Raw genomic sequence first — 22,765 nt, 5'->3', positions numbered from 1 at the left:
ATCAAGTACTTTACCTAATGCTAAAAGAACTATTTTCTGCTCCTACTTCTAAAATATCTTATGATCTTGAAACAATTAATATTTTACGGCTTATTAGGAGTGAAAATGTAGGACCTAAAACTTTCTATAGCTTAATAAAGTTATTTGGTGATGCAGCAACTAGCATAGAAAATATTGGGGATTTTTCACTAAGGGGTGGAAAATCAAAGCCGATTAAGATTTTTAGTAAAAGTGATGCTGAGAAAGAATTAGAACTGCTTAAAAAAAATAATGCTAAACTTATCACATATAAATCTCTAGAATATTCACGATTATTATTTGAAATTTATGATCCCCCGCCGGTATTAAGCTATAAAGGTAATATAGATTTACTAAATCATCATAAATGTATTGCGATAGTTGGAGCTAGAAACGCCTCAGCAAATGGGAGAAGCTTTGCTCATAAAATTGCTGCCGAGTTAACAGAAGAGGGGTATGTAACTGTTTCAGGCTTAGCAAGAGGAATAGATAGCAGTGTGCATCAAGCAGCAACTTCTAAAACTATTGGAGTTATTGCTGGTGGTATTGATCATATATATCCACCAGAAAACAAAAAATTATTTGAAAATTTAGCAGAAGAGGGATTAATAATAGCTGAATTACCTGTAGGATCTACGCCACTTGGTAAGCATTTCCCGCAACGTAATAGAATAATATCTAGTCTTGCTCTTGCTACAGTAGTAATAGAAGCGAGCCTAAAATCTGGCTCTTTAATTACTGCAAGATTTGCTCTTGAACAAAACAGAGAAATTTTTGCCGTGCCAGGTTTTCCTTTAGATCCAAGATGTCAAGGTACAAATAAACTTATTAGACAAGGTGCATATTTAGTAGAATCGGTTAATGATATTGTAGCTAATTTGCCGCAATATGAAGAATTTATCAAGAAAGATGAAAGCTTATTTAAAGATTTTGCTGAGTTAGATGCTAATTTTAAACCACTAAATACAATGCAGATAAAAGAACCATCAGAAAAAGAGCGTGCTGCTGTTATAGAATTATTATCTGCGGTACCTATAGATTTTGATTATTTGCAAAAAATGACGGAATTACCGCTGCCTATTATATATACAATAATATTAGAATTAGAGCTTGCTGGTAAAGCAATGTGACACCCCAGCAATAAAATATCATTAATTTATACTGCTGATAAGTAAAAATAGTTGTTTTTATAATAAAATTATACAAATTAGATAAGTATATAATAAATAATAATAATTGATGAAATTAGTAATAGTAGAATCGCCAGCAAAGGCAAAAACAATAAATAAATATTTAGGTGATGAATTTAAAGTTATTGCCTCATTTGGTCATATTAGAGATCTTCCATCTAAAAAAGGTTCTGTAATACCTGATGAAAATTTTTCAATGAAATATGATATTTCAGAGAAAGCAGGTAAATATGTGGATGCAATAATTAAAGATGCAAAAAAAGCTGAGTCAGTATATCTTGCAACCGATCCAGATCGTGAGGGTGAATCCATCTCATGGCATATTGCAGAAGTAATTAAAGAAAAAAATAAAGTCAAATCCGATGATTTTTTTAAGCGAGTAGCGTTTAACGAAATTACCAAAAAAGCAATTACTCATGCTATAGAAAATCCAAGAAAACTTGACAATAATTTAGTAAATGCTCAGCAAGCACGAAGAGCTTTAGACTATTTAGTTGGCTTTACACTTTCACCTCTCTTATGGCGTAAGCTTCCTGGGTGTAAATCAGCGGGGCGTGTACAGTCTGTAGCACTTCGTTTAATATGTGAACGTGAAGATGAGATAGAGCGGTTTAAGTCGGAAGAATATTGGGATATTAGCCTTAAAATGCTAAATAGTAATAATGAGCTATTTACCGCTAAATTAACCCATATAAACGACCAAAAGCTAGAAAAGTTTTCGATTACTAATAATAAAGAAGCAAAAGATTTAACTGAAAAGCTTAAATCTCAAAATTTTCATGTCGATAAGATAGAAAAGAAACAGCAAAAACGTCAACCACAACCGCCTTTCATTACTTCATCCCTGCAACAAGAAGCTGCACGAAAATTAGGTTTTAGTGCTAAAAAGACCATGCAAATAGCTCAAAAATTGTATGAGGGTGTAGATATCGGTAAGGAAACTATCGGGCTTATTACTTATATGAGAACTGATGGCGTTACCTTATCAAACGATGCGGTAGATGAAATACGTAAATTAATAAATAAGGATTATGGCGATAAATATTTACCAAGCAGTCCTCGTATTTATAAATCGAAAGTAAAAAACGCTCAAGAAGCTCATGAAGCTATAAGACCGACAAATATTAACTATATCCCTAATGATTTAAAGGAAAAGCTAGAGAAAGATTATTATAAGCTTTATGAATTAATTTGGAAAAGGACTATAGCCTGCCAAATGGAAAATGTCATAATGGATTTAGTAAATGCAACTTTAGCTTCAGAAAATAAGGAATATTTGGCAAGAGCGAACGGATCAACTATAGCTTTTGATGGGTTTTATAAAGTCTATCGCGAAAGTATAGACGATGAGGCTGAAGAAGAAGATAAGATGCTGCCGCCTTTAAAAGAACAAGAGCATTTGAAAACTAAAGAGATTGTTCCAAATCAGCATTTCACCGAACCACCGCCACGATATTCAGAAGCTAGCTTAGTGAAAAAGCTTGAAGAGCTTGGAATTGGTCGTCCATCAACTTATGCTACTATTTTATCAGTTTTACAAGATCGTAAATATGTGACGTTAGAGAAAAAGCGTTTTATGCCTGAAGAGCTAGGGCGTTTGGTAACAGTGTTTTTAGTTGGTTTCTTCAAAAAATATGTTGAATATGATTTTACAGCAGGGCTTGAAAATGAGCTAGATGAAATAGCTGCTGGCAGACTTGAATGGAAATCTGCTTTAGGTAATTTTTGGAATGGCTTTAACCACAATATAGAATCTGTAAGTAAGCAAAACATTACAGAAATTATTAGCTATGTACAGCAAGCTCTTGATTATCATATATTTGGAGAAAATAAAGACTCTAAAGTTTGTCCCTCATGCAAAACTGGTGAGCTAAGCTTAAAGCTTGGTAAATTTGGGGCATTTTTAGCGTGCAGTAATTACCCTGAATGTAATTTTAGAAAATCTATTGTTAGTGGTAATGATAATAATGAAGCTGATGGGGAGGCTAAAGATATTGTTAATGAAAACAAAGTTTTAGGCAAGGATAAAGAGGGAGTAGAAATATATTTGAAAAAAGGACCTTATGGACCTTATGTCCAATATGGTGAGCAAGTTGATAGCAAAATAAAGCCAAAACGTTCACCTTTACCTGCTGGTTTAAATCAAAATGATATCACTCTTGATATGGCATTAAAGCTTTTGAGTTTACCGCTTAAAATCGGTAATCATAAAGAGAGTGGTGAAGAAGTTTTAGTCGGGTATGGTAAGTTTGGTCCATATATAAAATATATAGGTAAATTTATTTCGATACCTAAAAAATATGATTTCTTAAATTTAAGTTTAGATGATGCAATGAAGTTAATTGAAGAAAAACTAAGTGCAATTGCTGCTAAACAACCAAATCCTCTAAATATGGATGAGGTAACTAATCTTGTCGATAAAAAGATAAAAGTTAAAAAGACGAAAAAATAAGTAAAAATGACAAAAGTTATAACACGATTTGCTCCATCACCGACAGGTATGTTACATGTCGGTAATATAAGAGCAGCACTACTTAATTGGCTATATGCGAAGAAGCATGATGGACAGTTTATTTTAAGATTTGACGATACGGATCTAGAGCGTAGCAAACAAGAATATAAAGACGCTATTAGAGCAGACTTGAAGTTTTTAAACCTTAATTGGGATCAAACATTTAATCAATTAAGTCGTTTAAGTAGATATGATGAGATCAAAAAACTATTATTGGATAAAAAAAGATTATATGCCTGTTATGAAACGCCGGAAGAGCTTGAACTAAAGCGTAAATTTCAGCTTTCTAAAGGGTTGCCTCCTATTTATGATCGAGCAGCCCTAAATCTAACAGAAGATCAGATACAAAAATATATAGAACAAGGACGAAAGCCGCATTATAGATTTTTAGTAAATCATGAGCCGATTACTTGGCATGATATGATCAAAGGCGAAGTTAAGTATGAGGGCAAAGCTTTGAGTGACCCGATAGTAATAAGGGCAGATGGAAGCATGACTTATATGTTATGCTCAGTTATTGACGATGTTGATTATGAAATCACTCATATTATTAGAGGTGAAGATCATGTTAGTAATACTGCGATTCAAATTCAGATGTTTGAAGCTTTAGATAAGTCTCCACCAACTTTTGGACATCTAAGCTTAATTATTAATAAGGATGAAAAAATTTCAAAAAGAGTAGGGGGGTTTGAGATTGCAACCCTAAGAGAAGAAGTGGGATTAGAAGCGATGGCAATTGCTAGCTTCTTTAGTTTACTTGGATCATCAGCGCAAATTATCCCTCATAAAAAGATGGATGAGTTAGTAAAACATTTTGAGATAAGTAGTTTTTCTAAAAGCCCAACTATTTACCAGCCGGAAGATCTAGAAAGATTAAATCATAAATTATTAATAAGTCTAGAATTTAACGAGGTAAAAGATCGTCTTAAAGAAATAGATGCTGAATATATTGATGAAAATTTTTGGCTATCAGTAAGACCTAACTTAAAAAAATTATTTGATGCAAAAGATTGGTGGGAGATTTGTCATAAAACTCCAAACATAAAAGATTTGAATTTAGATAAAGAATATCTAAAACAAGCAGCAGAGTTATTACCTGAAGAAGAAATTACCATCGAGACGTGGGGGATATGGACTAAAAAACTCGCAGCAATAACAAATCGAAAAGGAAAAGAGTTGTTTTTACCATTGCGTCTTGCTTTAACTGGTAAGGAATCAGGACCGGAAATATCGAAGGTGCTACCTTTGATAAAAAGGGAAGAGATAGTTAGAAGGTTGACTAATTGTCATCCCATCACTCATTAATGTCACCCCGTGGCTTGACCACGGGGTCTTTTGTCACGGACTGTGTCCTAAGATCCCGCGATCAAGTCGCGGGATGACATTTAAAGTTTATTAATGGATACCATGGACAAGCCACGGGATGACAATTCACAAAACCTATTGTAACGATATACTATTTATGTTAGAAACGATGCGGAAATTAAAGTAAATTTAATTATGAAAATATTGATTTTAGGTGCAACCGGCATGCTTGGTAATAGCATGTTTAGGTTTTTGAGTACTGACAAAAATCTTGATGTTTATGCGACAAGTCGGAGCAACTCAGCTCGTTCTTATTTTTCTAAAGAGTTAGCAGATAAAATAATTCCAAATGTAGATGTTGAGAATAACGATTCGTTAGTTGAAGTATTAAATAAAGTAAAGCCTAATGTAGTAATAAATTGTATAGGGCTGGTAAAACAGCTTGCTGATGCAAATGATCCTTTAAAAGCACTACCCATTAATAGTTTACTGCCGCATAGGCTTGCAAGGTTATGTGAACTTATTAATGCACGTTTTATTCATATTAGCACTGATTGTGTATTTTCAGGAAAAAAAGGTAATTACAAAGAAAGTGATTTTCCGGATTGTTATGATTTATATGGTCGTTCTAAGTTTCTTGGTGAGGTGGATTATTCACATGCTATTACGCTTCGTACTTCAATTATAGGTCACGAACTTTCAGGAAATAGAAGCTTGACTAACTGGTTTTTAAGTTCAGAAAGGTCAGTAAAAGGGTTTAAAAAAGCTATATATTCAGGTTTTCCCACTGTAGAGCTTGCAAGAATAATAAAGGATTTTGTGCTACCTAATAAAGAACTGCATGGTCTTTATCATGTCGCATCAAAGCCAATTAATAAGTTAGAATTATTAAAGCTAATAGCAGAAATATATAATAAAAAAATCGATGTTATTCCATCAGATGAGTTAGTAATAGATCGCTCGCTAGACGCTATGCGTTTTAATGAGATAACAGGTTATAATCCTCCTGAGTGGAGGGAACTTGTGAAGCGTATGTGTGAATTTAAGTAAGCCGTCATTGCGAGGAGTGAAGCGACGAAGCAATCTCAGGAATTTTGCACTACTTCATGAGATTGCCACGCAGCCTTTGACTGCTCGCAATGACGATTCGGTATCTACGCATCTCCTCGCAATGACGTCTAATGACACCAAAATAAATTAATAAAATAGGTATTTATAGATAATGTTTGTGGATAAAACTTTGTTGATTACCGGAGGTACCGGTTCATTTGGTAATGCGGTGCTTTCTCGTTTTCTAAAAAGCGATATTATTAACGATATTAAAGAAATTAGAATTTTTAGTAGGGATGAAAAAAAGCAAGAAGATATGCGTATTGCTTTAAATAACCCAAAACTCAAATTCTATATCGGGGATGTGCGTAATTACAATAGCATTGATGACGCAATGAGAGGTGTAGATTACGTATTTCATGCTGCTGCTTTAAAGCAAGTTCCAACTTGTGAATTTTATCCGATGGAAGCAATAAATACGAATATTTTAGGTGCTGAAAATGTTTTAAGAGCCGCTACTAACAATAAAGTTGCAAAAGTTATAGTACTTAGCACTGATAAAGCCGTATATCCAATTAATGCAATGGGTTTATCTAAAGCGTTAATGGAAAAGCTAACAGTAGCAAAAGCACGTATGAATGTGAAAGATAAAACAGTGTTTTGTGTTACTAGATATGGTAATGTTATGGCATCAAGAGGGTCGGTAATTCCTTTATTTATTAATCAAATTAAGCAAAATAAGGATTTAACTATTACAGAGCCTTCAATGACGCGTTTTTTAATGTCGTTAGTTGATTCTGTAGATTTAGTTTTATATGCGTTTGAGCATGGTCGCCAAGGTGATATTTTTGTACAAAAATCTCCGGCTAGTACTATTGAAATACTCGCAAAAGGGTTACAAGCAATATTTAACAGTAAAAATAAAATACGTTTTATCGGCACACGTCATGGTGAAAAACATTATGAATCTTTAGTATCATCGGAAGAAATGGCGAAAGCCGAGGATTTAGGTAATTACTACCGCATTCCTATGGATGGACGTGATCTTAATTATGCAAAGTACTTTGTTGAGGGTGAAAAGAAAGTAGCACTTTTAGAGGATTATACCTCACATAATACAAAACGTTTAAATCTAGAAGAAGTCAAAGAGTTGTTACTAAATCTTGATTATATTCAAGAGGAGCTAAAAAATGCTTAAGGTAATGACTATTGTCGGTACTCGTCCTGAGCTTATTAAGCTGTGTTGTGTGATCTCTGAGTTTGATAAACATACCAAACATATTCTAGTTCATACCGGTCAAAATTATGCATACGAATTAAATCAGGTTTTTTTTGATGATATGGGAATCAGAAAACCAGATTATTTTTTAGAGGTTGCAGCAGATAATACAGCAAAATCTATAGGACTTGTTATTGAAAAAGTAGATGAAGTTCTTGAAAAAGAAAAACCTGATGCTGTGCTATTTTACGGTGATACTAATTCTTGTCTTTCTGCAATTGCTGCTAAACGTCGTAAGATTCCAATTTTTCATATGGAAGCAGGAAATCGCTGCTTTGACCAAAGAGTACCAGAAGAAATAAACCGCAAAATCATTGATCACATTAGCGATGTTAATATTACATTAACCGAGCATGCAAGACGTTATTTAATTGCTGAAGGGCTACCGGCTGAGCTTACCTTTAAATCAGGTTCACATATGCCAGAAGTACTTGACTGCTTCATGCCTAAAATATTAAAGTCAGATATTCTAGATAAATTATCACTCACACCAAAACAATATTTCTTAATTAGTTCGCATCGTGAAGAAAATGTAGATGTCAAAAATAATTTAAAAGAATTACTACATAGTCTACAAATGCTTATTAAAGAGTATAATTTCCCGATAATTTTTTCTACGCATCCGAGAACTAAAAAAAGACTTGAAGATTTAGAAGGGTTTAAAGAGCTTGGAGATAAAATAAGATTTTTACGGGCTTTTAGTTTTACTGATTATGTAAAATTACAAATGAATGCTTTTTGTATTTTATCCGATAGTGGTACTATCACTGAAGAGGCATCAATACTTAATCTGCCGGCTTTAAATATTAGAGAGGCTCACGAACGTCCTGAAGGAATGGATGTCGGCACGTTAATTATGTCCGGTTTTAAGGCTGAGCGGGTATTACAAGCGGTAAAGACTATTACTGAAGAACATGATAACAATAAACGTTCGCCAGCTATAGTGCCTGATTATAATGAAGCAGGGCTTGTATCTAAGAAGATATTACGTATAGTTTTAAGTTATGTAGATTATATTAACCGCACAGTATGGCATAAGTAAATTGTATTGTGAGAGTGGTGTCATCTAGTTGCTTGTACCTTAGGTATCCAGAAAATAAATAAAAATACTAATATCATTAGTATTTTTAACTGGACCCCGTGAACAAGTCACGGGGTGACAATAGTGCAAGTGATCCATGCAAGAATAACATAACATTCAAGTAAAATAATAGGTGTAGTAATGAATACTAAAAGATTTTCACAGCAACAAATGAAAAATTTTGCAGAAGAAAGCATAAAAAAAATAATAAATGCAGCAAAAGAAAAAGAGTATTTTTTATCGCCTTTTAAACATTTAGTAATTGATAATTTCTTATCCTTAGAACTCGCTAAAAGCTGTTTAGACGATTTTCCGAATCCTAAAGAAAAGCAATGGGATATAGCGAATGATAAAGATATAGAAATTAAACAAAGATCAACTTGGAAATCTGAATTTGATATACCAGATGGCATTGTTGATACAATACGTTTATTTAATTCATCGGATATGCTTTATGCACTTGCAGAGCTTTTTGAAATTCCGAAACTTATTCCTGATCCTTATTTTACTGGTGGTGGGCTTAATATAACAATGCCTGGTGGTTTGTTAGATGTGCATGTTGATGGAAATTATCATGATGCAACAGGTCTTAATCGTCGTATGAATGTTATTTTATATTTAAATCCTAACTGGCAAAAAGGGTGGGGTGGAGAATTTGGTATATATGATGAAAATGGTGATAAATGTGTAAAAAGAGTAGAGCCGCTTTTTAATCGTTTAGTTGCCTTTGATACTCATGATAAAAGTTATCATGGTCTTCCTGATCCATTAAATTTTCCTGAAGGTGAATATCGTAAATCTATTATACTAAAGCTCCACGTGATGAAGCTAATGATATTATAAAAGAGCCACATAGAGCTTTATGGAAAAAGCATGATTTTACTGATAAAGATAGAAATCTTACTAGAAAATATTATTAACTTTACAGCAAGTTTAAAATGAAGATATTACAAGTAAATGGTTATGAATCACCAGGAAGTCGTTTTCATGGTTTAGCTATTACACCTCTTTTAAAAGAATATGGCATAGATTCCAAACATCTGATTTGGAAAAGAGATACCAATAACCCTGAGGTGTTATCTTTTAGCAAAAAAGATCATATAATAAATAACTTTTTGTATGTAGCAGAAAATATTTTATCGTTGCAATCAATTTTATATCGTAATGCTTTACAAATGATAAAGATGCCTGAGTTTCAAGAAGCTGATCTTATACATCTTCATATTATTCATTCTCGGTTTTTTAGCATAAATCACCTACCTGAAATAACTAGGTTAAAACCAACAGTTTGGACTTTGCACGATCCTTGGGCAATGACAGGACGTTGCGTTTATCCAATGGGTTGCACTGGATGGGAAAAAAATTGTGGTGTTTGCCCTGACCTTAAAACCCCATTTCCAATGAGAGTAGATAATAGTAGATCTTTATTTGATAACAAACGAAAAATCTATGAAAAATCCAATTTTAATTTAATTGTAGCATCAAAATGGATGAAGAATATGGTTGATACTTCACCTTTATTTGATAAAGAAGTTAAGGTTCATCATTTACCTTTCGGTTTGGATTTAAAATTTTTCTCTCCTGATCATACTAAAAAAGCAAGAGAGTGTTTTAATATTAGCGATGATAAGATAGTGATTTGTTTCCGCTCGGAAGATACTCCTTTTAAGGGTTACCGCTATATTATGGATGCGTTAGAAAAGTTGGAAACTACAAAATCTATATGTCTATTAACAGTTGGTAGACATAATTTGTTAGAACGATTTAGAGGAAGATTTGAAATAATAGAACATGGCTGGACTAATGATGATGTTTTACTCCGAGATGTTGTAGCTGCTTCTGATATTTTCTTGATGCCCTCCGTTGCAGAAGCATTCGGCGTTATGGCAATAGAAGCAATGGCATGCGGTAAGCCAATAATAGTTTTTGATGAAACATCATTACCTGAGGTAACTTTTGCCCCTGACATTGGTATTTCTGTTCCAATGCGTGATAGTAACGCTTTATCAAATGCAATAAAACATTTAGTTGACAGTCGAGAAGAGCGTTTAGAACGAGGTAGTAAAGGAAGAAAGGCAGCTGAGTTACACTATAATCAAGATATGCATATAAAAAATTTAGTAGATATTTATAAGGAAGCTCTGAATAAATGAAGATTTTACTTTTAACTGATATACCTCCTTGTGATAATTATACTGCAGGGTTGGTATTAAAACCTTTAGTAAAATTTCTACCTTTAGATCAAATTGTTATATGTACAGTTTCACATTCGTCTTTAGAATTTAAAATACCAGAAGAATTAGATAAGATTCCTCATTTAAAATTATTCAAACCTAGCGAATCAGTTACAAGATTTAAAGGAAAGAAAATAAAAACTTTAATTTCTTATGGTATTGAGCTACTTCGTGCCTTAAAAGTAAAATATTTTTTACTTCCTAAGATTATTAATTTTGCCAAAAAACATAAAGTTGATACTATATGGATTATATTGCAAGGTCAAACTATAGTTAGGCTAGCACGTCCTTTAGCTAAAAAACTCTCAGTTCCTTTATATACGCAGGTATGGGATCATTTTGAATGGTGGTTACGCAGTCATTATATTGATAAATATACCAGCAAAAGACTCTTAGAAGAATTTGATGAAGTACTCAAATATAGTACTTGTTGTGCTACCGCCTCTTGGGGGATGTCTAAGGAGTATGAAGCTAAATATAATATACCAACTATACCGATAATTGCTAGTTTACCTAAAGAATTAGTTAAACCTCCTGCTACTGCTTCACATGAAGATAGAGATGTTTTTATAATTGCAATAGCAGGGCAGTTATATGCTCAAGATGCATGGATGAGTTTTATTAATGCGTTAAATGAGGCTAATTGGATAATAGGGGAAAAGCGTATTTTAGTCCGTATTATTGGACGTTCTGAAGTTTCTACACAAAAATCGGAAAATTTTGAATATTTAGGATGGCGTCCGCAAGAGGAAGCTATCACTTTATTATCAGATTCAGATCTTTTATATCTTCCATATTGGTTTTCAGAAGAATTTTATAAAGAATCATCTACTAGTTTTCCAGGAAAATTAGTTACATATTTTGCAGCCGGTAGACCAGTTTTTTGTCATGCTCCTGACTATTCCTCCCCAAGTAAATATATAGCAAACAATAATGCAGGGTATTTATGTAATTCATTAGATACGGCAAAAATATTAAATATTTTAGAAAAAGCTGTAACTGATACTAGTTCTTATAATATTTTTACTAAAAATGGATATAATTGCTTCTTACAAGATTTTACATTAGAGCGTATGAAAGAAAATTTTTTTAAATTTTTAAATATGAAAGGTAGTAAATGACGATGAAAATAGATAATAACCGTATTGTTTGGGTAGATTTAGTAAAAACTCTAGCTATTGTTATGGTGGTATTACTTCATTCTATAGCTCCATCATTCTATAAATATTCATCTATCCCTTTTTCTAAAAGTTTTATTTTATCTAATTTTATTGATTCTTTTTGTAGAGTAGCTGTTCCTTTATTTATATTAACTTCAGGTTTTTTAGCACTTAAAGGTAATATATCTATAGAAAAATTATGGTATAAAATCAAAAGATTATTAATTCCATTAATATTTTGGAGCACCTTATATAAATATTGGATTTCTTATAATACTAGCGAGACATTTAATATTTTTTCTGCGTTAAATAGTATCTTTCGTAAGCCTGCAATGTATCATTTAGGCTTTGTTTATTATATGCTTGGAGTTTATTTACTATTTCCAATTCTTGCTTTAATTGTTAACGAAATGCTTAAAAGTAAAAAATTTGCTTGTTATTTTCTAGTATTATGGTTTGCAATTAATTCTGTTAATTACTATTATTTATTTTCGATAATAAAGTGGATGGCAATTAATAATTTTTTTAGTTATTCTGGTTATGCAGTTTTAGGGGCGTATTTAATAAGGAAAAATATTGGGTTAAAGTTTTCTCGCTATTATTGGTTAATTTTATATTTGCTAGTAAGTAGTGTTACGTTTATTATAACTTGGATTTTAAATGTAAATTCTGTTAATCCTGATGAGAAAGCTTATTGGTATTTATCTCCGAACGTTGTTATAGCAGCTATAGGGATGTTTTTAGCATTGCAAAATATTAATATACCAGTAAAGTATAATATATTACTAAAATGTATTTCTGAGAATTGTTTTGTTATTTTCTTTGTGCATGTATGGATATTAGTTAAATTAGAAAGTAAAATGATAAGTTTCTCGAGCTTTAATCCAACAAACTATCCAATATTTGGTAGTATAGTTTTAGCAGTTATTACTTTTATAGCTAGTTTGCTAATTAGTATAGTAATTAGAAAAATTCCTCATTCTCAAAAATTAGTTGGATGAAAAATACATATTTCCCGTTAGTTTCCATTATTATTCCGGTATATAATGGGGCAAATTATATGCGTGAAGCAATAGATAGTGCTTTAGCTCAAACATATAAAAATATTGAAATTATAGTCGTTAATGATGGCTCAAAAGATAATGGGAAAACGGAAGAAATAGCATTATCATATGGTGATCAAATACGTTATTTTTCTAAAGAAAATGGTGGATGTGCTTCGGCTTTAAATGTCGGCATAAAAAATATAAAAGGTGAGTATTTTTCTTGGCTTAGTCATGATGATCTATATTATCCTAGTAAAATTGAACATCAAATTAATATATTAAATAAATTAGATAACAAAGATACCATAATTTATGGTGGTTATGAGCTAATTGATGAAAAATCCCGTTCTTTACGTTTTATAAAACCTGATGAGAAATATCCAAAAGAAAAATTAAATATATCATTATTTGCTCTTTTACGTGGATTAGCATATGGTTGTACTTTATTAATACCGACTATATATTTTCAAAAAATTGGGTTATTTGATGAGTCACTAAAACATACTCAGGATTATGATTTATTTTTTAAGATTTTTCGAATAGCAACAATTCATTTCGATTCTCAAATTCTTGTAAAATGTCGTCAACATCCAAATCAAAGTAGTCGTATCGTTCCTAACCAGTTAGAAGAATGTGAAGTGTTATGGACGGGTTTTTTAAAAGAATTAACAGAGCAAGAAATGCTGACCATGGGTGGTGGCTCAATAGCAGCGTTTCTATTCGATACTATAAATTTTTTAAAATACAGTACTCCCTATAAAAAATCAGAACAATTAGCTTTAGAGATGGTAAATAAATATTTAAATAATACAAAAGTTACCGTGATTATTCCTCTATATAATAGAATAAATTGGACTATAGAGGCTATAGAAAGTGTGCTTATTCAAACTCATAGAAATTTTGAAGTGCTAGTAATAGATGATGGATCAACTGATGATGTATCAAAATTGATTGAAACCTGTAAAAAAGATGAAAGAATACAATATTTTCGTAGAGAAAATAAAGGCGTTAGTTCAGCTCGTAATTTTGGAATTGAAAAAGCTACCGGAGAATATATTGCTTTTCTTGATTCGGATGATTTATTTATGCCGGATAAAATAGAAACTCAATTAAGGTATATGGCAGAAAATGATAAATCATTTTCTCATACTTCTTATCAAAAAGTAGATGAGCAACTAAAATATCTTTCTTCTGAGGATTCAGGTACTTTTTCTGGACAATGTTTTCCCCAGATTATTAATTACTGTCCAATAGCAGTGCCGACAGTTATGGCTAAAACTTCTGTATTTAGACAAAATTTATTTCCTGAAAATATTAGAAATGGTGAAGATTTTTGTGTATGGATTTCTATTGCAAGTAAGGATCTGATAGGTGGTATTAATAAAGAATTATCACAAGTAAGAATAACTAGTACTAATACTTTGTCAAATCCTAGAAAACATGCAGAAAGTTTAATAAACACAGCATCTTATATTATTAGTCATCCTTATTTAAATAAATATAGCTCCCTAACTGTTGGTTTATTATCAAAAGCTATAACCAAATTAAAATCATTAAAAGAAGATGATGTTACAAAGAGCGACTCTAGTGGTATAAAAAAAATACTATTAGGTTTTTCTAATATACCAAGTTTAATTAGGTTAGCCATTTATTCTATAAAATATAATGGAATGCATGCAACTATATCTAGAATAAGTATATGGCTTAAAAGAAGCAGATCTAAGTAATTTACTCATTAAGTATTTTTACTTTTGCACCATCGCTTATTTGAGGCATGCCCTCTGTAACGATTATATCGCTGTCTTTGATGTTATCGGAAATAATCTCGATTAAGCCATTGGTTCGTAAACCAGTTTTTACATATAGTTGTTTTGCTATATCACCATCTATTTTATAGACAAAATTACCTTGATTATTACGTTGTATAGATTTTTCTGGTACAGCTAAATTTTCATGCGGGTTGATTATCAACTTAACATCTACATAGCTATTATGTAAAATATTTGTATTATTTGGTAAGGCAATTTTAGCGGTTATAGTACCATTATTTGATAAATAGTGTGAGATAGCAAAAACCTCACTATGGATTTTGCCATTAACTATTGCTTTTGTGCCGGCAAAGACCTTGCCGCTTAAAGATTCTGGTAATTCAATAATAACACTTTGTGATTTATCAGCTCCTGTAATACTAAAAAGATAATCACCTATTTTTACTTCATCACCAACCATAGGTTTTATCACACCTATTTTACCATTAAAAGGAGCGGTAATTATCATGTCATTGTAGGTTTTAAGAGCTATTGTATAATTAAATTTAGCCTCTTCAAGCTCGCTTTTCGATTTTTTATGTTCTTGGCTACTTACATATTTCTTTGCAAATAAAGCCTCTTTTCTATTATACTCTTCCTGCTTTGTATTTAATAAAGCCTCGGCTTTTGATTTAGTAGTTTCCGCTACATCTCTATCTATAACTAGTAATATATCACCTTTTTTAACTATTTGTCCTTGCATAGCTGAAATTTTTTCAACAGTACCAGCAGCATTAGCATAATAATCACGGCTATTATTATTTTGGCATCGTCCTACAATATTGAAGACTTCATAAAGCTCAGCTGTTTCTGCTTTAGTAACTTTTACTCCTGTAATTTTTTCTTCTATTTTTTTACTTGCAATAGTAGAAAGCGAAAAAAATAGGACAAAAAGGATGATAAGTTTTGTAGGCATAATTAATATTATTTATTTAATTTTTTAAGTTCGTGATCCGTTAACCATTTATATTCTTTTTCTAGAATCTCAAATCTAATTTTTTCTAGTTGTTCGTTAAGATCAGGTTCAGGAACTATTGCAGAACCCATAAACTCAAATCCTTGGTAATTAATTTTTAGTTTACTACATGTCTTTTGTAATGATAATAAATTTTCTTCTATATCATCTATAAATATTATTGATTTCGGAGAATAATTTGTTTTTTGCAACACATATTCAAGCACAGCTCCCTTATCATATTCTGCGGTGTAAATTATCCCATCTTTTAAAATAGGATCACCATAACCGGCATTAAAATCTTTTATTACTACTTCGTCATTTAAAGGTGATAATTCTTGAAGATTCAATTTTAATGAAGTTAGTTCTCGTACTCTCCACTCTATCATATCTTCAATTACGCCAAATTTACTGGTAGGAAGCTTTGTAAGACCCATTGCTGGAATATTTTTTTCTTTAAGTAAAGCAAATATGGTTAAAATATCGTCATTCACAAACCTAGCTTTGCGGTCCTTTAGAACTACGCTCATTAATAATTCGCATTCTTTACGAGAGAGCCTTTTTTCAATGTCATTTACTAATATTTTGCGGTAATCATGCGTTAATCTAGATTCATCTGAATCCATCACTATTACTTCATCAACATCAAAAAGCACTAGATAAGTTCCATCTGCTTTTTCTATTGCTTTTATAACTTCTTTAAAATCGTGAATTTTATTTATTTTACTAAACATATTTATTATTTTCTTTATTTAATTTTTTGTAATTAGCATTATTGTATGTATTAGCTTTTCCGTCATTGCGAGTAAAAACTATAAGTTTTGTACGTTCGCAATCTCAGGAGTCCTGCTTTACGAGATTGTCACGCTCCTTATAGTCGCTCGCAATGACATGGATCAATTCCTCTAAAGAATTTGTCATAACCTTTAAGTCCTCTTCTCTAGATAGGTTATGTTTTGCATCTTTAACTAATTTCAGTATTATCTGTTTACTTGTTATTTTTTCTAACAGCTTAAGAGAAATATCATAAGGTACATCTTCATCTAACATGCCATGGATTAAATGTACCGGAATATTTATATCAATTTTGTTCTTTGTCAATAGTAAATGCTTTCTTGCATCTTCTATTAATTTATAGCTAATAGGATATCTATGTTCACAACTTCTACCTGATATTTCTAGCACACTTTCTTTTTGTATTCTAGATTGATCTGTTGGCGATAGATTGTGCCAAATATCTTCCGTAAAATCAGCCGCAGGGGCTAAACAGATAAGTCCTTTAACTTTATTTGGAAACTTTAAAGCTGCAAGAAGTGCAAGCCATCCTCCCATGCTTGAGCCGACTATTATGGCTTGATCATCAATTAATTCATCTAAAACTAGAGTTACTCCTTCTAACCAACTACTAATAGTTTGATCTGTAAATTGTCCTGTAGCATAACCGTGACCAAAATTATCAAAAATAGTAAAATTATAATTGTTTTTTTTACAATAATCTATTAAATAGAGAGCTTTAGATGAATGCATACCTGACATTAAGCCGTGTAAAAAAGTTACAGGTGGAATATTTGTATTAACAATTCTATAATTATTATAGACAACAAATTTGTCTTGTGTTCTAGTATAAAGCTTGTGCATTTTAAATAATTATTTAAACAGATGAAATTATAATGCCTTCATTAAATTCAAGTAAACGATACAATAAATATACTATTTTGCAAGTAGTTCCTGCTTTAGTTTCAGGAGGAGTTGAGAGAGGGACTATAGAAGTTGCAAAATATCTTAAAGTTCTTGGTCATACTCCGATTATAATTTCAGCTGGCGGTGCTTTAGTTAAAGAGTTAGATAATGAGGATATACTACATATTCAAATGAATAGTAGTAGTAAAAACCCTTTTGTAATTCTAAGTAATGCTAGGTTAATAGCTGAAATAATCAAAAAATATAAGGTTGATATAGTTCATACAAGGTCAAGAGCTCCGGCATGGAGTTCATATCTAGCAGCAAAATGGACGAATACTAAGTTTTTAACAACCTTTCATGGTATTTATAACGCTCCTAATGATTTAAAGAAATATTATAATAGTATAATGTTAAAGGGAGAGAAAGTTATTGCCGTATCCAATTTTGTGAAGCAGCATTTACTTAAAAATTATAATGTTGATGAAAGTAAAATAGTGGTAATTGAGCGTGGTGTAAATTGTGATTATTTCGATCCAGCAAATTTAACACCAGAAAGGCTTAAAAAATGTCGTGATAAATATGATGCTCCAGATAATGTACCAATAATATCAATGCCCTCGAGAATGACTAACTGGAAAGGGCATCTTGTTTTAGTAGAGGCATTAAGCAAATTAAAGCACAGAAACTTTTATTGTTTAATGGTCGGTGATTTATCAAGACATCCTAGTTTTACTAATAGAGTAAAAGAACTTATCGCAAATTTAAAACTTCAAAATAAAATTCAAATTTTTGGTAATGATTCTGATATCATAAATCTATATGGTATTTCTGACATTATTGTTTCTGCTTCGATTGAGCCTGAAGCCTTTGGGCGTACTATCATTGAAGGGCAGGCGATGGAAAAGCTTGTTATTGCCACTAATATTGGTGGAGCTACTGAAACAATAAATGATAATGTAACAGGTTTTCACGTAAAGCCGAATGATGCTGAAGATTTAGCTCAAAAAATTGATCATTGCTTATCTATTCTAAATACTGAAGAAGCTAAGAAAATTCAAACTGCCGCAAGACATACTGTAATTAATGACTTCTCTCTTGATTTAATGCTCCGAAAAAATCTTGAAGTTTATAAAGAAGTTTTAAAAAACTCCCATAATTCAAAAACGATGCCATAAATTTAAGATTTTCTAATAAAATCACTTATTCCTCGTTCTCTATAATTGATAAAGCAATTAATAATCTCTCTTTTTCTTCTATATTTTTATTTTACCCTTGCATTAAAGCGATTAGGCAGCTATTTTTATTTTATTGTTTTTTTAAACTTAAAGGAAATAATTTATGTCGACAAATGGGCAAGACAGTAACGCAAATAATAATGATACAATAGAGATACAAGAAACTGAAGTTGTACCTGTAGAGACTACGAATTCTTTACAATCGGGGTTAACAAGCTTAATACCGATGGTTTTAATTTTTGCTGTTTTTTATTTCTTACTATTACGTCCGCAAGAAAAACGTCGTAAAGAAAGAGAGAAGTTAGTAAGCGAAGTTAAAAAGGGTGAAGAAGTTCTAACAAATAGCGGTATTTACGGGATCGTTACTAAAGTTAGCGAAAGTGAACCTAATATTGAAGTTGAGATAGCAAAAGATGTACGTATTAAAGTTTTAAAAAGTGCTATTGTTGATATAACTAGCCGTTCTAAAGATGTAGCAGTTAAAAAGGAAGACAGTAAAAATAATAAAAAAGATAAGAAGGTAAGCGGTGCAAAATCTTCCTAAGTGGAAAATTTTCCTTTCAATTATATGTACGATTTTTGCAGTTATTTGTGCTTTACCGAATTTTACACAGGTAAAGTCCAAATATCTGCCTCATGATTCAGTAAATTTAGGGCTTGACCTTAGGGGTGGGGCCCATTTATTGCTTGATGTTGATTTCGATACTTATCTCAATGACACTATGGAAAATTTAGCCGATACTTTACGTAAAAGCTTCCGTGAAGATAAAATTGGTTATAAAAATCTATTGGTTAAGCAGAATAATATTCAGTTAGAGCTGAGATCACAGGAAGAATTAAAGCCATTAAAGAAAATAATTAGCAAAATTGATCCTGAGATTAATGTTGAAGCAAATGATAATAGAATAAAGCTTTCCTATAGCGAATCTAGATTAAGTGAGCTACTTAATAAAGTAGTCGATCAATCTATTGAGATTATCAGAATGCGAGTTGATAGTACCGGCACTAAAGAGCCTATACTACAAAAACAAGGTGATAGAAATATATTATTACAAGTTCCTGGTGAAGAAGATCCAACCTATTTAAAAAATATCTTAGGTAAAACTGCTAAGCTAACTTTTCACTTGGTTGATGAAAATGCCAATGTTGAAGAAGCAGTAAAAGGTCATGTGCCTATGGGTTCAATGCTTGTTCAAGGGGATAGAATGGGTTATTTAGTTGTAAAGAAAAAAGCTATTTTAGGTGGTGATTCATTAACAACTGCCGCAGCCTCTTTTGATCAGAATTCACAAGCAGTTGTATCATTTTCTTTTAATAGTTTGGGTAGTAAATTATTTGGTGAAGTTACTAAAAATAATGTTGGAAAGCATCTTGCTATAGTTTTAGATAATAAGCTACTTAGTGCTCCAACAATAAATCAACCAATTATGGGTGGTAGCGGTATAATCTCAGGTGATTTTACTGTTGAATCGGCAAATGAACTTGCGTTATTATTACGTGCCGGCTCACTGCCTGCACCGCTTAAGATTATTGAAGAAAGAAGTATAGGACCGAATCTTGGAGCTGATTCTATAGAATCGGGAAAAAAGGCAGGGATAATTGGTTTTGCAGCAGTTTGTATATTTATGGTCTGGTCTTATGGCTTGCTTGGTTTATTTGCAAATATAGCTTTAAGTCTTGCTATGCTATATGTTTTAGCATTATTGTCGCTTTTCCAAGCTACCTTAACTCTGCCAGGGATTGCTGGGATAATACTTACTATGGGTATGGCTGTTGACGCTAATGTATTGATTTACGAGCGAATAAAGGAAGAGCTAAATAAAGGAACTTCCAACCTTTATGCTATTAAAACCGGTTTTGAGTCAGCCTTTGCTACTATTTTGGATTCTAACCTTACTACTCTGATTGTTGCTTTTCTACTTTATATATTTGGAGTTGGAGCAATAAAAGGATTTGCTGTAGCATTAACAATCGGGATTATATCATCGATGTTTTCAGCAATTATTATTACTAAATTACTAATAGATATTTGGGTAAAATATTTTAAACCTAAAAAACTAGGTCTTGTATAAGATTTGGGGATATAAAAAATGCAATCAAATGTTATAAAAATTATTATTGGAGTTAGTCTATTAATAGGCGTTGGAGCATTATATTTATTATTATCTTTAAAGACTCCAGATAAGCCTCTTGCTGGTCAGGTAAATATTTATGAAGATAACGCAGAAATCGGTGGTGACTTTGAATTAATAGATCAAAATGGTGAAATATTTAGTAGTGATGAATTAAAAGGTAAATTAAGCCTTATATATTTCGGATTTACTAGCTGCCCTGATATATGCCCAACTTCTTTAAATAAAATAACAAAAGCGGTGGAAATTTTAAGCGAAAATAAGATAGATATAGTACCGGTTTTTATTACTATTGATCCAAGCCGCGATACTCCAGCAGTATTAAAGGAATATTTAAAACATTTTCATCCTAAATTTATTGGACTTACAGGTAATGAGAAGCAAATAAGAGAAGTAGCAGATAAGTTTAAGGTTTATTATGCTAAGGCTGCTAGTGAAAATGATAATGACCAAGATTACATGTTAGATCATTCTTCTTTTACTTATCTAATGGATAAAAATGGAAAATATCTAAAGCATTTTTATTTAGATTCTGCTCCTAGCGAAATTATGGAATTTTTAAAAAGTAACTGATGAATAATTATTTGTTAGTAGCATATATATTTACCTTTTTAAGTCTGGGAGTATTGTTAGTTAGTAGCTTTATAAGTTATAAGAAAGAGAAGAAAAATACTGATGCAAAAAGGAGCAAAAAATAGGTTAATAACTATCATTATTTGCTTTTGTTCAGCAGTAATCGGAGTTAGTATAATACTTTATAATTTAGAAAAAAGTATAGTATTTTTCGTGCCACCATCAAAAATTAATGAAGTAGAGCAGGGGAAAGAGCTAAGAGTCGGCGGGCTAGTTAAAGTAGATTCAATAAATAAAATTGCAGCTGATAAAATAAGTTTTGTTATCACAGACAATATTAAAGACTTAGAAATATTATATCAAGGAGTGCTGCCTGCCTTATTTCGTGAGAATCAGGGTATTATCGCTATCGGTAGATTATCGAATGGCAAGTTTATAGCAAGGGAGCTGCTAGCAAAGCATGATGAGAATTACCGACCTCCGAATACTGTCATTCCCGCAGAAGCGGGAATCTAGAAAAAAATCTGTCATACCGCGGCTTGACCGCGGTATCTCAGGACACATTCTATGGCACAAGATCCCGTGATCAAGTTACGGGATGACAATATAATTGACTGAATTCCCACTTTTGCGGGAATGATAAATGAGCTATTCAATAACATAAAACAATTATAACCAAAAAAATAAAACATGTTCATAGATAAAATTAAAGCAAAAGCAAATAACGACGAAATAAATGTAATCATTGAAATACCGATGAATAGCGGTCCGATTAAGTATGAATTCGATAAAGAATCAGGAGCGGTTTTTGTTGATCGTTTCATGCAAACCACAATGAGTTACCCATGTAATTACGGTTTTATTCCGCATACTCTTTCTAATGATGGTGATCCAGTAGATGTACTTGTTGTATCGCATCATCCAGTAGTGCCTGGCTCAGTAATTAAGTGTCGAGCTGTTGGGGTATTGATGATGGAAGATGAATCGGGTTTTGATGAGAAAATTATTGCAGTTCCAACCTCTAAGCTTGATATTACCTTTGATCATATCAAGGAATTAGATGATGTATGTGAGATGCTTAAGAAACGTATAGTTCATTTCTTCGAGCATTATAAAGATTTAGAAAAAGGTAAATGGGTTAAAGTTACCGGCTGGGAAAGTAAATCCAAAGCTGATAGCCTGATTAATGAGGGAGTAGAGAGAGCTAAGAATTAGTTTTATGTCATTCCTGCCAAGGTGCATGGGTGTCATCCCGCGGCAGCATTGCCCGCGTGGATCATTTTCCCCTGTCATCCCGTGATTTATTCACGGGATCCAGTTAAAAATACTAATAAAATTAGTATTTTTAATTATTTTCTGGATCTAGTTCCCAAGCCACGGTATGACACCGATCACGTTTCTCGCTTTATACTGGATTCCGTGGTCAAGCAACTGGATGACAGAGGAAAAATTGATTCACCCAGGCAACATCTTTTCGCAATGACGTGCTTATGAAAACAATAAA

The 22,765-nt window shown here is 32.0% G+C and carries 20 protein-coding genes; 17 read left to right on the top strand and 3 right to left on the bottom strand.

Features of this window, described 5'->3' with window-relative positions; all coding sequences use genetic code 11:
* Positions 1 to 17: 17 nt before the first annotated feature.
* The 11 genes from dprA to AAHF54_RS04255 all read left to right on the top strand — a co-directional run bounded on the left by dprA (position 18) and on the right by AAHF54_RS04255 (position 14,602).
* Positions 18 to 1,148 carry a DNA-processing protein DprA gene (gene dprA / locus AAHF54_RS04305; RefSeq protein ID WP_341788086.1) on the top strand — a complete coding sequence of 377 codons (1,131 nt, stop codon included), beginning with the start codon at positions 18 to 20 and terminating at the stop codon, positions 1,146 to 1,148.
* Between the two features lie 109 nt (positions 1,149 to 1,257).
* Complete coding sequence (gene topA / locus AAHF54_RS04300; protein WP_342169836.1) at positions 1,258 to 3,660, top strand: type I DNA topoisomerase; 2,403 nt, start codon at positions 1,258 to 1,260, stop codon at positions 3,658 to 3,660.
* A gap of 6 nt (positions 3,661 to 3,666) precedes the next feature.
* Complete coding sequence (gene gltX, locus AAHF54_RS04295; protein WP_341788084.1) at positions 3,667 to 5,025, top strand: glutamate--tRNA ligase; 1,359 nt, start codon at positions 3,667 to 3,669, stop codon at positions 5,023 to 5,025.
* A 195-nt stretch (positions 5,026 to 5,220) separates the two neighbouring features.
* Positions 5,221 to 6,075 (top strand): SDR family oxidoreductase, encoded by an 855-nt coding sequence (locus tag AAHF54_RS04290; protein WP_341788083.1) that lies wholly within the window; start codon positions 5,221 to 5,223, stop codon positions 6,073 to 6,075.
* Positions 6,076 to 6,247: 172 nt separating this feature from the next.
* Positions 6,248 to 7,273: a polysaccharide biosynthesis protein gene (locus AAHF54_RS04285; protein ID WP_341788082.1), complete on the top strand. Its 1,026-nt coding sequence runs from the start codon at positions 6,248 to 6,250 to the stop codon at positions 7,271 to 7,273.
* Positions 7,266 to 8,396, top strand: coding sequence for a non-hydrolyzing UDP-N-acetylglucosamine 2-epimerase (gene wecB, locus AAHF54_RS04280; protein WP_341788081.1), 1,131 nt, complete (start codon positions 7,266 to 7,268; stop codon positions 8,394 to 8,396). Before AAHF54_RS04285 ends, wecB begins: the two co-directional genes overlap by 8 nt.
* A 180-nt stretch (positions 8,397 to 8,576) precedes the next feature.
* A complete protein-coding gene (locus AAHF54_RS04275; protein ID WP_341788080.1) occupies positions 8,577 to 9,278 on the top strand; it encodes a 2OG-Fe(II) oxygenase in 702 nt (233 codons plus the stop codon).
* A gap of 95 nt (positions 9,279 to 9,373) precedes the next feature.
* Positions 9,374 to 10,588 carry a glycosyltransferase family 4 protein gene (locus AAHF54_RS04270; RefSeq protein WP_341788079.1) on the top strand — a complete coding sequence of 405 codons (1,215 nt, stop codon included), beginning with the start codon at positions 9,374 to 9,376 and terminating at the stop codon, positions 10,586 to 10,588.
* Positions 10,585 to 11,790: a glycosyltransferase gene (locus AAHF54_RS04265; protein ID WP_342169835.1), complete on the top strand. Its 1,206-nt coding sequence runs from the start codon at positions 10,585 to 10,587 to the stop codon at positions 11,788 to 11,790. The genes AAHF54_RS04270 and AAHF54_RS04265 overlap by 4 nt, the downstream gene beginning before the upstream one ends.
* On the top strand, positions 11,787 to 12,830 hold the full coding sequence (locus AAHF54_RS04260; RefSeq protein ID WP_342169834.1) for an acyltransferase: 1,044 nt from the start codon (positions 11,787 to 11,789) through the stop codon (positions 12,828 to 12,830). The genes AAHF54_RS04265 and AAHF54_RS04260 overlap by 4 nt, the downstream gene beginning before the upstream one ends.
* On the top strand, positions 12,827 to 14,602 hold the full coding sequence (locus tag AAHF54_RS04255; RefSeq protein WP_341788076.1) for a glycosyltransferase family 2 protein: 1,776 nt from the start codon (positions 12,827 to 12,829) through the stop codon (positions 14,600 to 14,602). The genes AAHF54_RS04260 and AAHF54_RS04255 overlap by 4 nt, the downstream gene beginning before the upstream one ends.
* 1 nt (position 14,603) lies before the next feature.
* On the opposite strand, the gene AAHF54_RS04250 is transcribed toward AAHF54_RS04255, so the two are convergent.
* From AAHF54_RS04250 to AAHF54_RS04240, 3 genes are all read right to left on the bottom strand, one after another.
* On the bottom strand, positions 14,604 to 15,602 hold the full coding sequence (locus AAHF54_RS04250; RefSeq protein ID WP_341789223.1) for an efflux RND transporter periplasmic adaptor subunit: 999 nt from the start codon (positions 15,600 to 15,602) through the stop codon (positions 14,604 to 14,606).
* 5 nt (positions 15,603 to 15,607) lie between these two features.
* A complete protein-coding gene (locus AAHF54_RS04245) occupies positions 15,608 to 16,372 on the bottom strand; it encodes a DUF2608 domain-containing protein (RefSeq protein ID WP_342169833.1) in 765 nt (254 codons plus the stop codon).
* Between the two features lie 103 nt (positions 16,373 to 16,475).
* Entirely contained in the window at positions 16,476 to 17,276 is an 801-nt protein-coding gene (locus AAHF54_RS04240; protein ID WP_341788074.1) for an alpha/beta hydrolase, read from the bottom strand.
* 32 nt (positions 17,277 to 17,308) lie between these two features.
* On the opposite strand from AAHF54_RS04240, the gene AAHF54_RS04235 reads away from it, so the two are divergent.
* The 6 genes from AAHF54_RS04235 to ppa all read left to right on the top strand — a co-directional run bounded on the left by AAHF54_RS04235 (position 17,309) and on the right by ppa (position 22,476).
* Complete coding sequence (locus AAHF54_RS04235) at positions 17,309 to 18,496, top strand: glycosyltransferase family 4 protein (protein WP_341788073.1); 1,188 nt, start codon at positions 17,309 to 17,311, stop codon at positions 18,494 to 18,496.
* A gap of 163 nt (positions 18,497 to 18,659) precedes the next feature.
* Complete coding sequence (gene yajC / locus AAHF54_RS04230; protein WP_045798885.1) at positions 18,660 to 19,100, top strand: preprotein translocase subunit YajC; 441 nt, start codon at positions 18,660 to 18,662, stop codon at positions 19,098 to 19,100.
* On the top strand, positions 19,084 to 20,628 hold the full coding sequence (gene secD, locus AAHF54_RS04225) for a protein translocase subunit SecD (protein WP_342169832.1): 1,545 nt from the start codon (positions 19,084 to 19,086) through the stop codon (positions 20,626 to 20,628). Before yajC ends, secD begins: the two co-directional genes overlap by 17 nt.
* A gap of 18 nt (positions 20,629 to 20,646) precedes the next feature.
* A complete protein-coding gene (locus tag AAHF54_RS04220) occupies positions 20,647 to 21,261 on the top strand; it encodes an SCO family protein (protein WP_016948170.1) in 615 nt (204 codons plus the stop codon).
* A gap of 102 nt (positions 21,262 to 21,363) precedes the next feature.
* The gene (gene ccmE / locus AAHF54_RS04215) at positions 21,364 to 21,777 is read left to right on the top strand and encodes a cytochrome c maturation protein CcmE (RefSeq protein WP_341788071.1); all 414 of its coding nucleotides are present in this window, start codon (positions 21,364 to 21,366) and stop codon (positions 21,775 to 21,777) included.
* A 174-nt stretch (positions 21,778 to 21,951) separates the two neighbouring features.
* Positions 21,952 to 22,476, top strand: a complete 525-nt coding sequence (gene ppa, locus AAHF54_RS04210) for an inorganic diphosphatase (protein ID WP_341788070.1) — start codon at positions 21,952 to 21,954, stop codon at positions 22,474 to 22,476.
* Positions 22,477 to 22,765: the final 289 nt, after the last annotated feature.

This window comes from Rickettsia endosymbiont of Seladonia tumulorum (genome assembly GCF_964030815.1).
GTDB lineage: Bacteria > Pseudomonadota > Alphaproteobacteria > Rickettsiales > Rickettsiaceae > Rickettsia.
The sequence above is the reverse complement of the archived record's forward strand: the minus strand, read 5'-3'. Positions and strand labels throughout refer to the sequence as shown.

Bases quoted from the DNA above. Each gene is read 5' to 3' on its own strand.
- dprA (WP_341788086.1), top strand. From the start codon at position 18: ATGCTAAAAGAACTATTTTCTGCTCCTACTTCTAAAATATCTTATGAT.
- topA (WP_342169836.1), top strand. From the start codon at position 1,258: ATGAAATTAGTAATAGTAGAATCGCCAGCAAAGGCAAAAACAATAAAT.
- gltX (WP_341788084.1), top strand. From the start codon at position 3,667: ATGACAAAAGTTATAACACGATTTGCTCCATCACCGACAGGTATGTTA.
- AAHF54_RS04290 (WP_341788083.1), top strand. From the start codon at position 5,221: ATGAAAATATTGATTTTAGGTGCAACCGGCATGCTTGGTAATAGCATG.
- AAHF54_RS04285 (WP_341788082.1), top strand. From the start codon at position 6,248: ATGTTTGTGGATAAAACTTTGTTGATTACCGGAGGTACCGGTTCATTT.
- wecB (WP_341788081.1), top strand. From the start codon at position 7,266: ATGCTTAAGGTAATGACTATTGTCGGTACTCGTCCTGAGCTTATTAAG.
- AAHF54_RS04275 (WP_341788080.1), top strand. From the start codon at position 8,577: ATGAATACTAAAAGATTTTCACAGCAACAAATGAAAAATTTTGCAGAA.
- AAHF54_RS04270 (WP_341788079.1), top strand. From the start codon at position 9,374: ATGAAGATATTACAAGTAAATGGTTATGAATCACCAGGAAGTCGTTTT.
- AAHF54_RS04265 (WP_342169835.1), top strand. From the start codon at position 10,585: ATGAAGATTTTACTTTTAACTGATATACCTCCTTGTGATAATTATACT.
- AAHF54_RS04260 (WP_342169834.1), top strand. From the start codon at position 11,787: ATGACGATGAAAATAGATAATAACCGTATTGTTTGGGTAGATTTAGTA.
- AAHF54_RS04255 (WP_341788076.1), top strand. From the start codon at position 12,827: ATGAAAAATACATATTTCCCGTTAGTTTCCATTATTATTCCGGTATAT.
- AAHF54_RS04245 (WP_342169833.1), bottom strand. From the start codon at position 16,372: ATGTTTAGTAAAATAAATAAAATTCACGATTTTAAAGAAGTTATAAAA.
- AAHF54_RS04240 (WP_341788074.1), bottom strand. From the start codon at position 17,276: ATGCACAAGCTTTATACTAGAACACAAGACAAATTTGTTGTCTATAAT.
- AAHF54_RS04235 (WP_341788073.1), top strand. From the start codon at position 17,309: ATGCCTTCATTAAATTCAAGTAAACGATACAATAAATATACTATTTTG.
- yajC (WP_045798885.1), top strand. From the start codon at position 18,660: ATGTCGACAAATGGGCAAGACAGTAACGCAAATAATAATGATACAATA.
- AAHF54_RS04220 (WP_016948170.1), top strand. From the start codon at position 20,647: ATGCAATCAAATGTTATAAAAATTATTATTGGAGTTAGTCTATTAATA.
- ccmE (WP_341788071.1), top strand. From the start codon at position 21,364: ATGCAAAAAGGAGCAAAAAATAGGTTAATAACTATCATTATTTGCTTT.
- ppa (WP_341788070.1), top strand. From the start codon at position 21,952: ATGTTCATAGATAAAATTAAAGCAAAAGCAAATAACGACGAAATAAAT.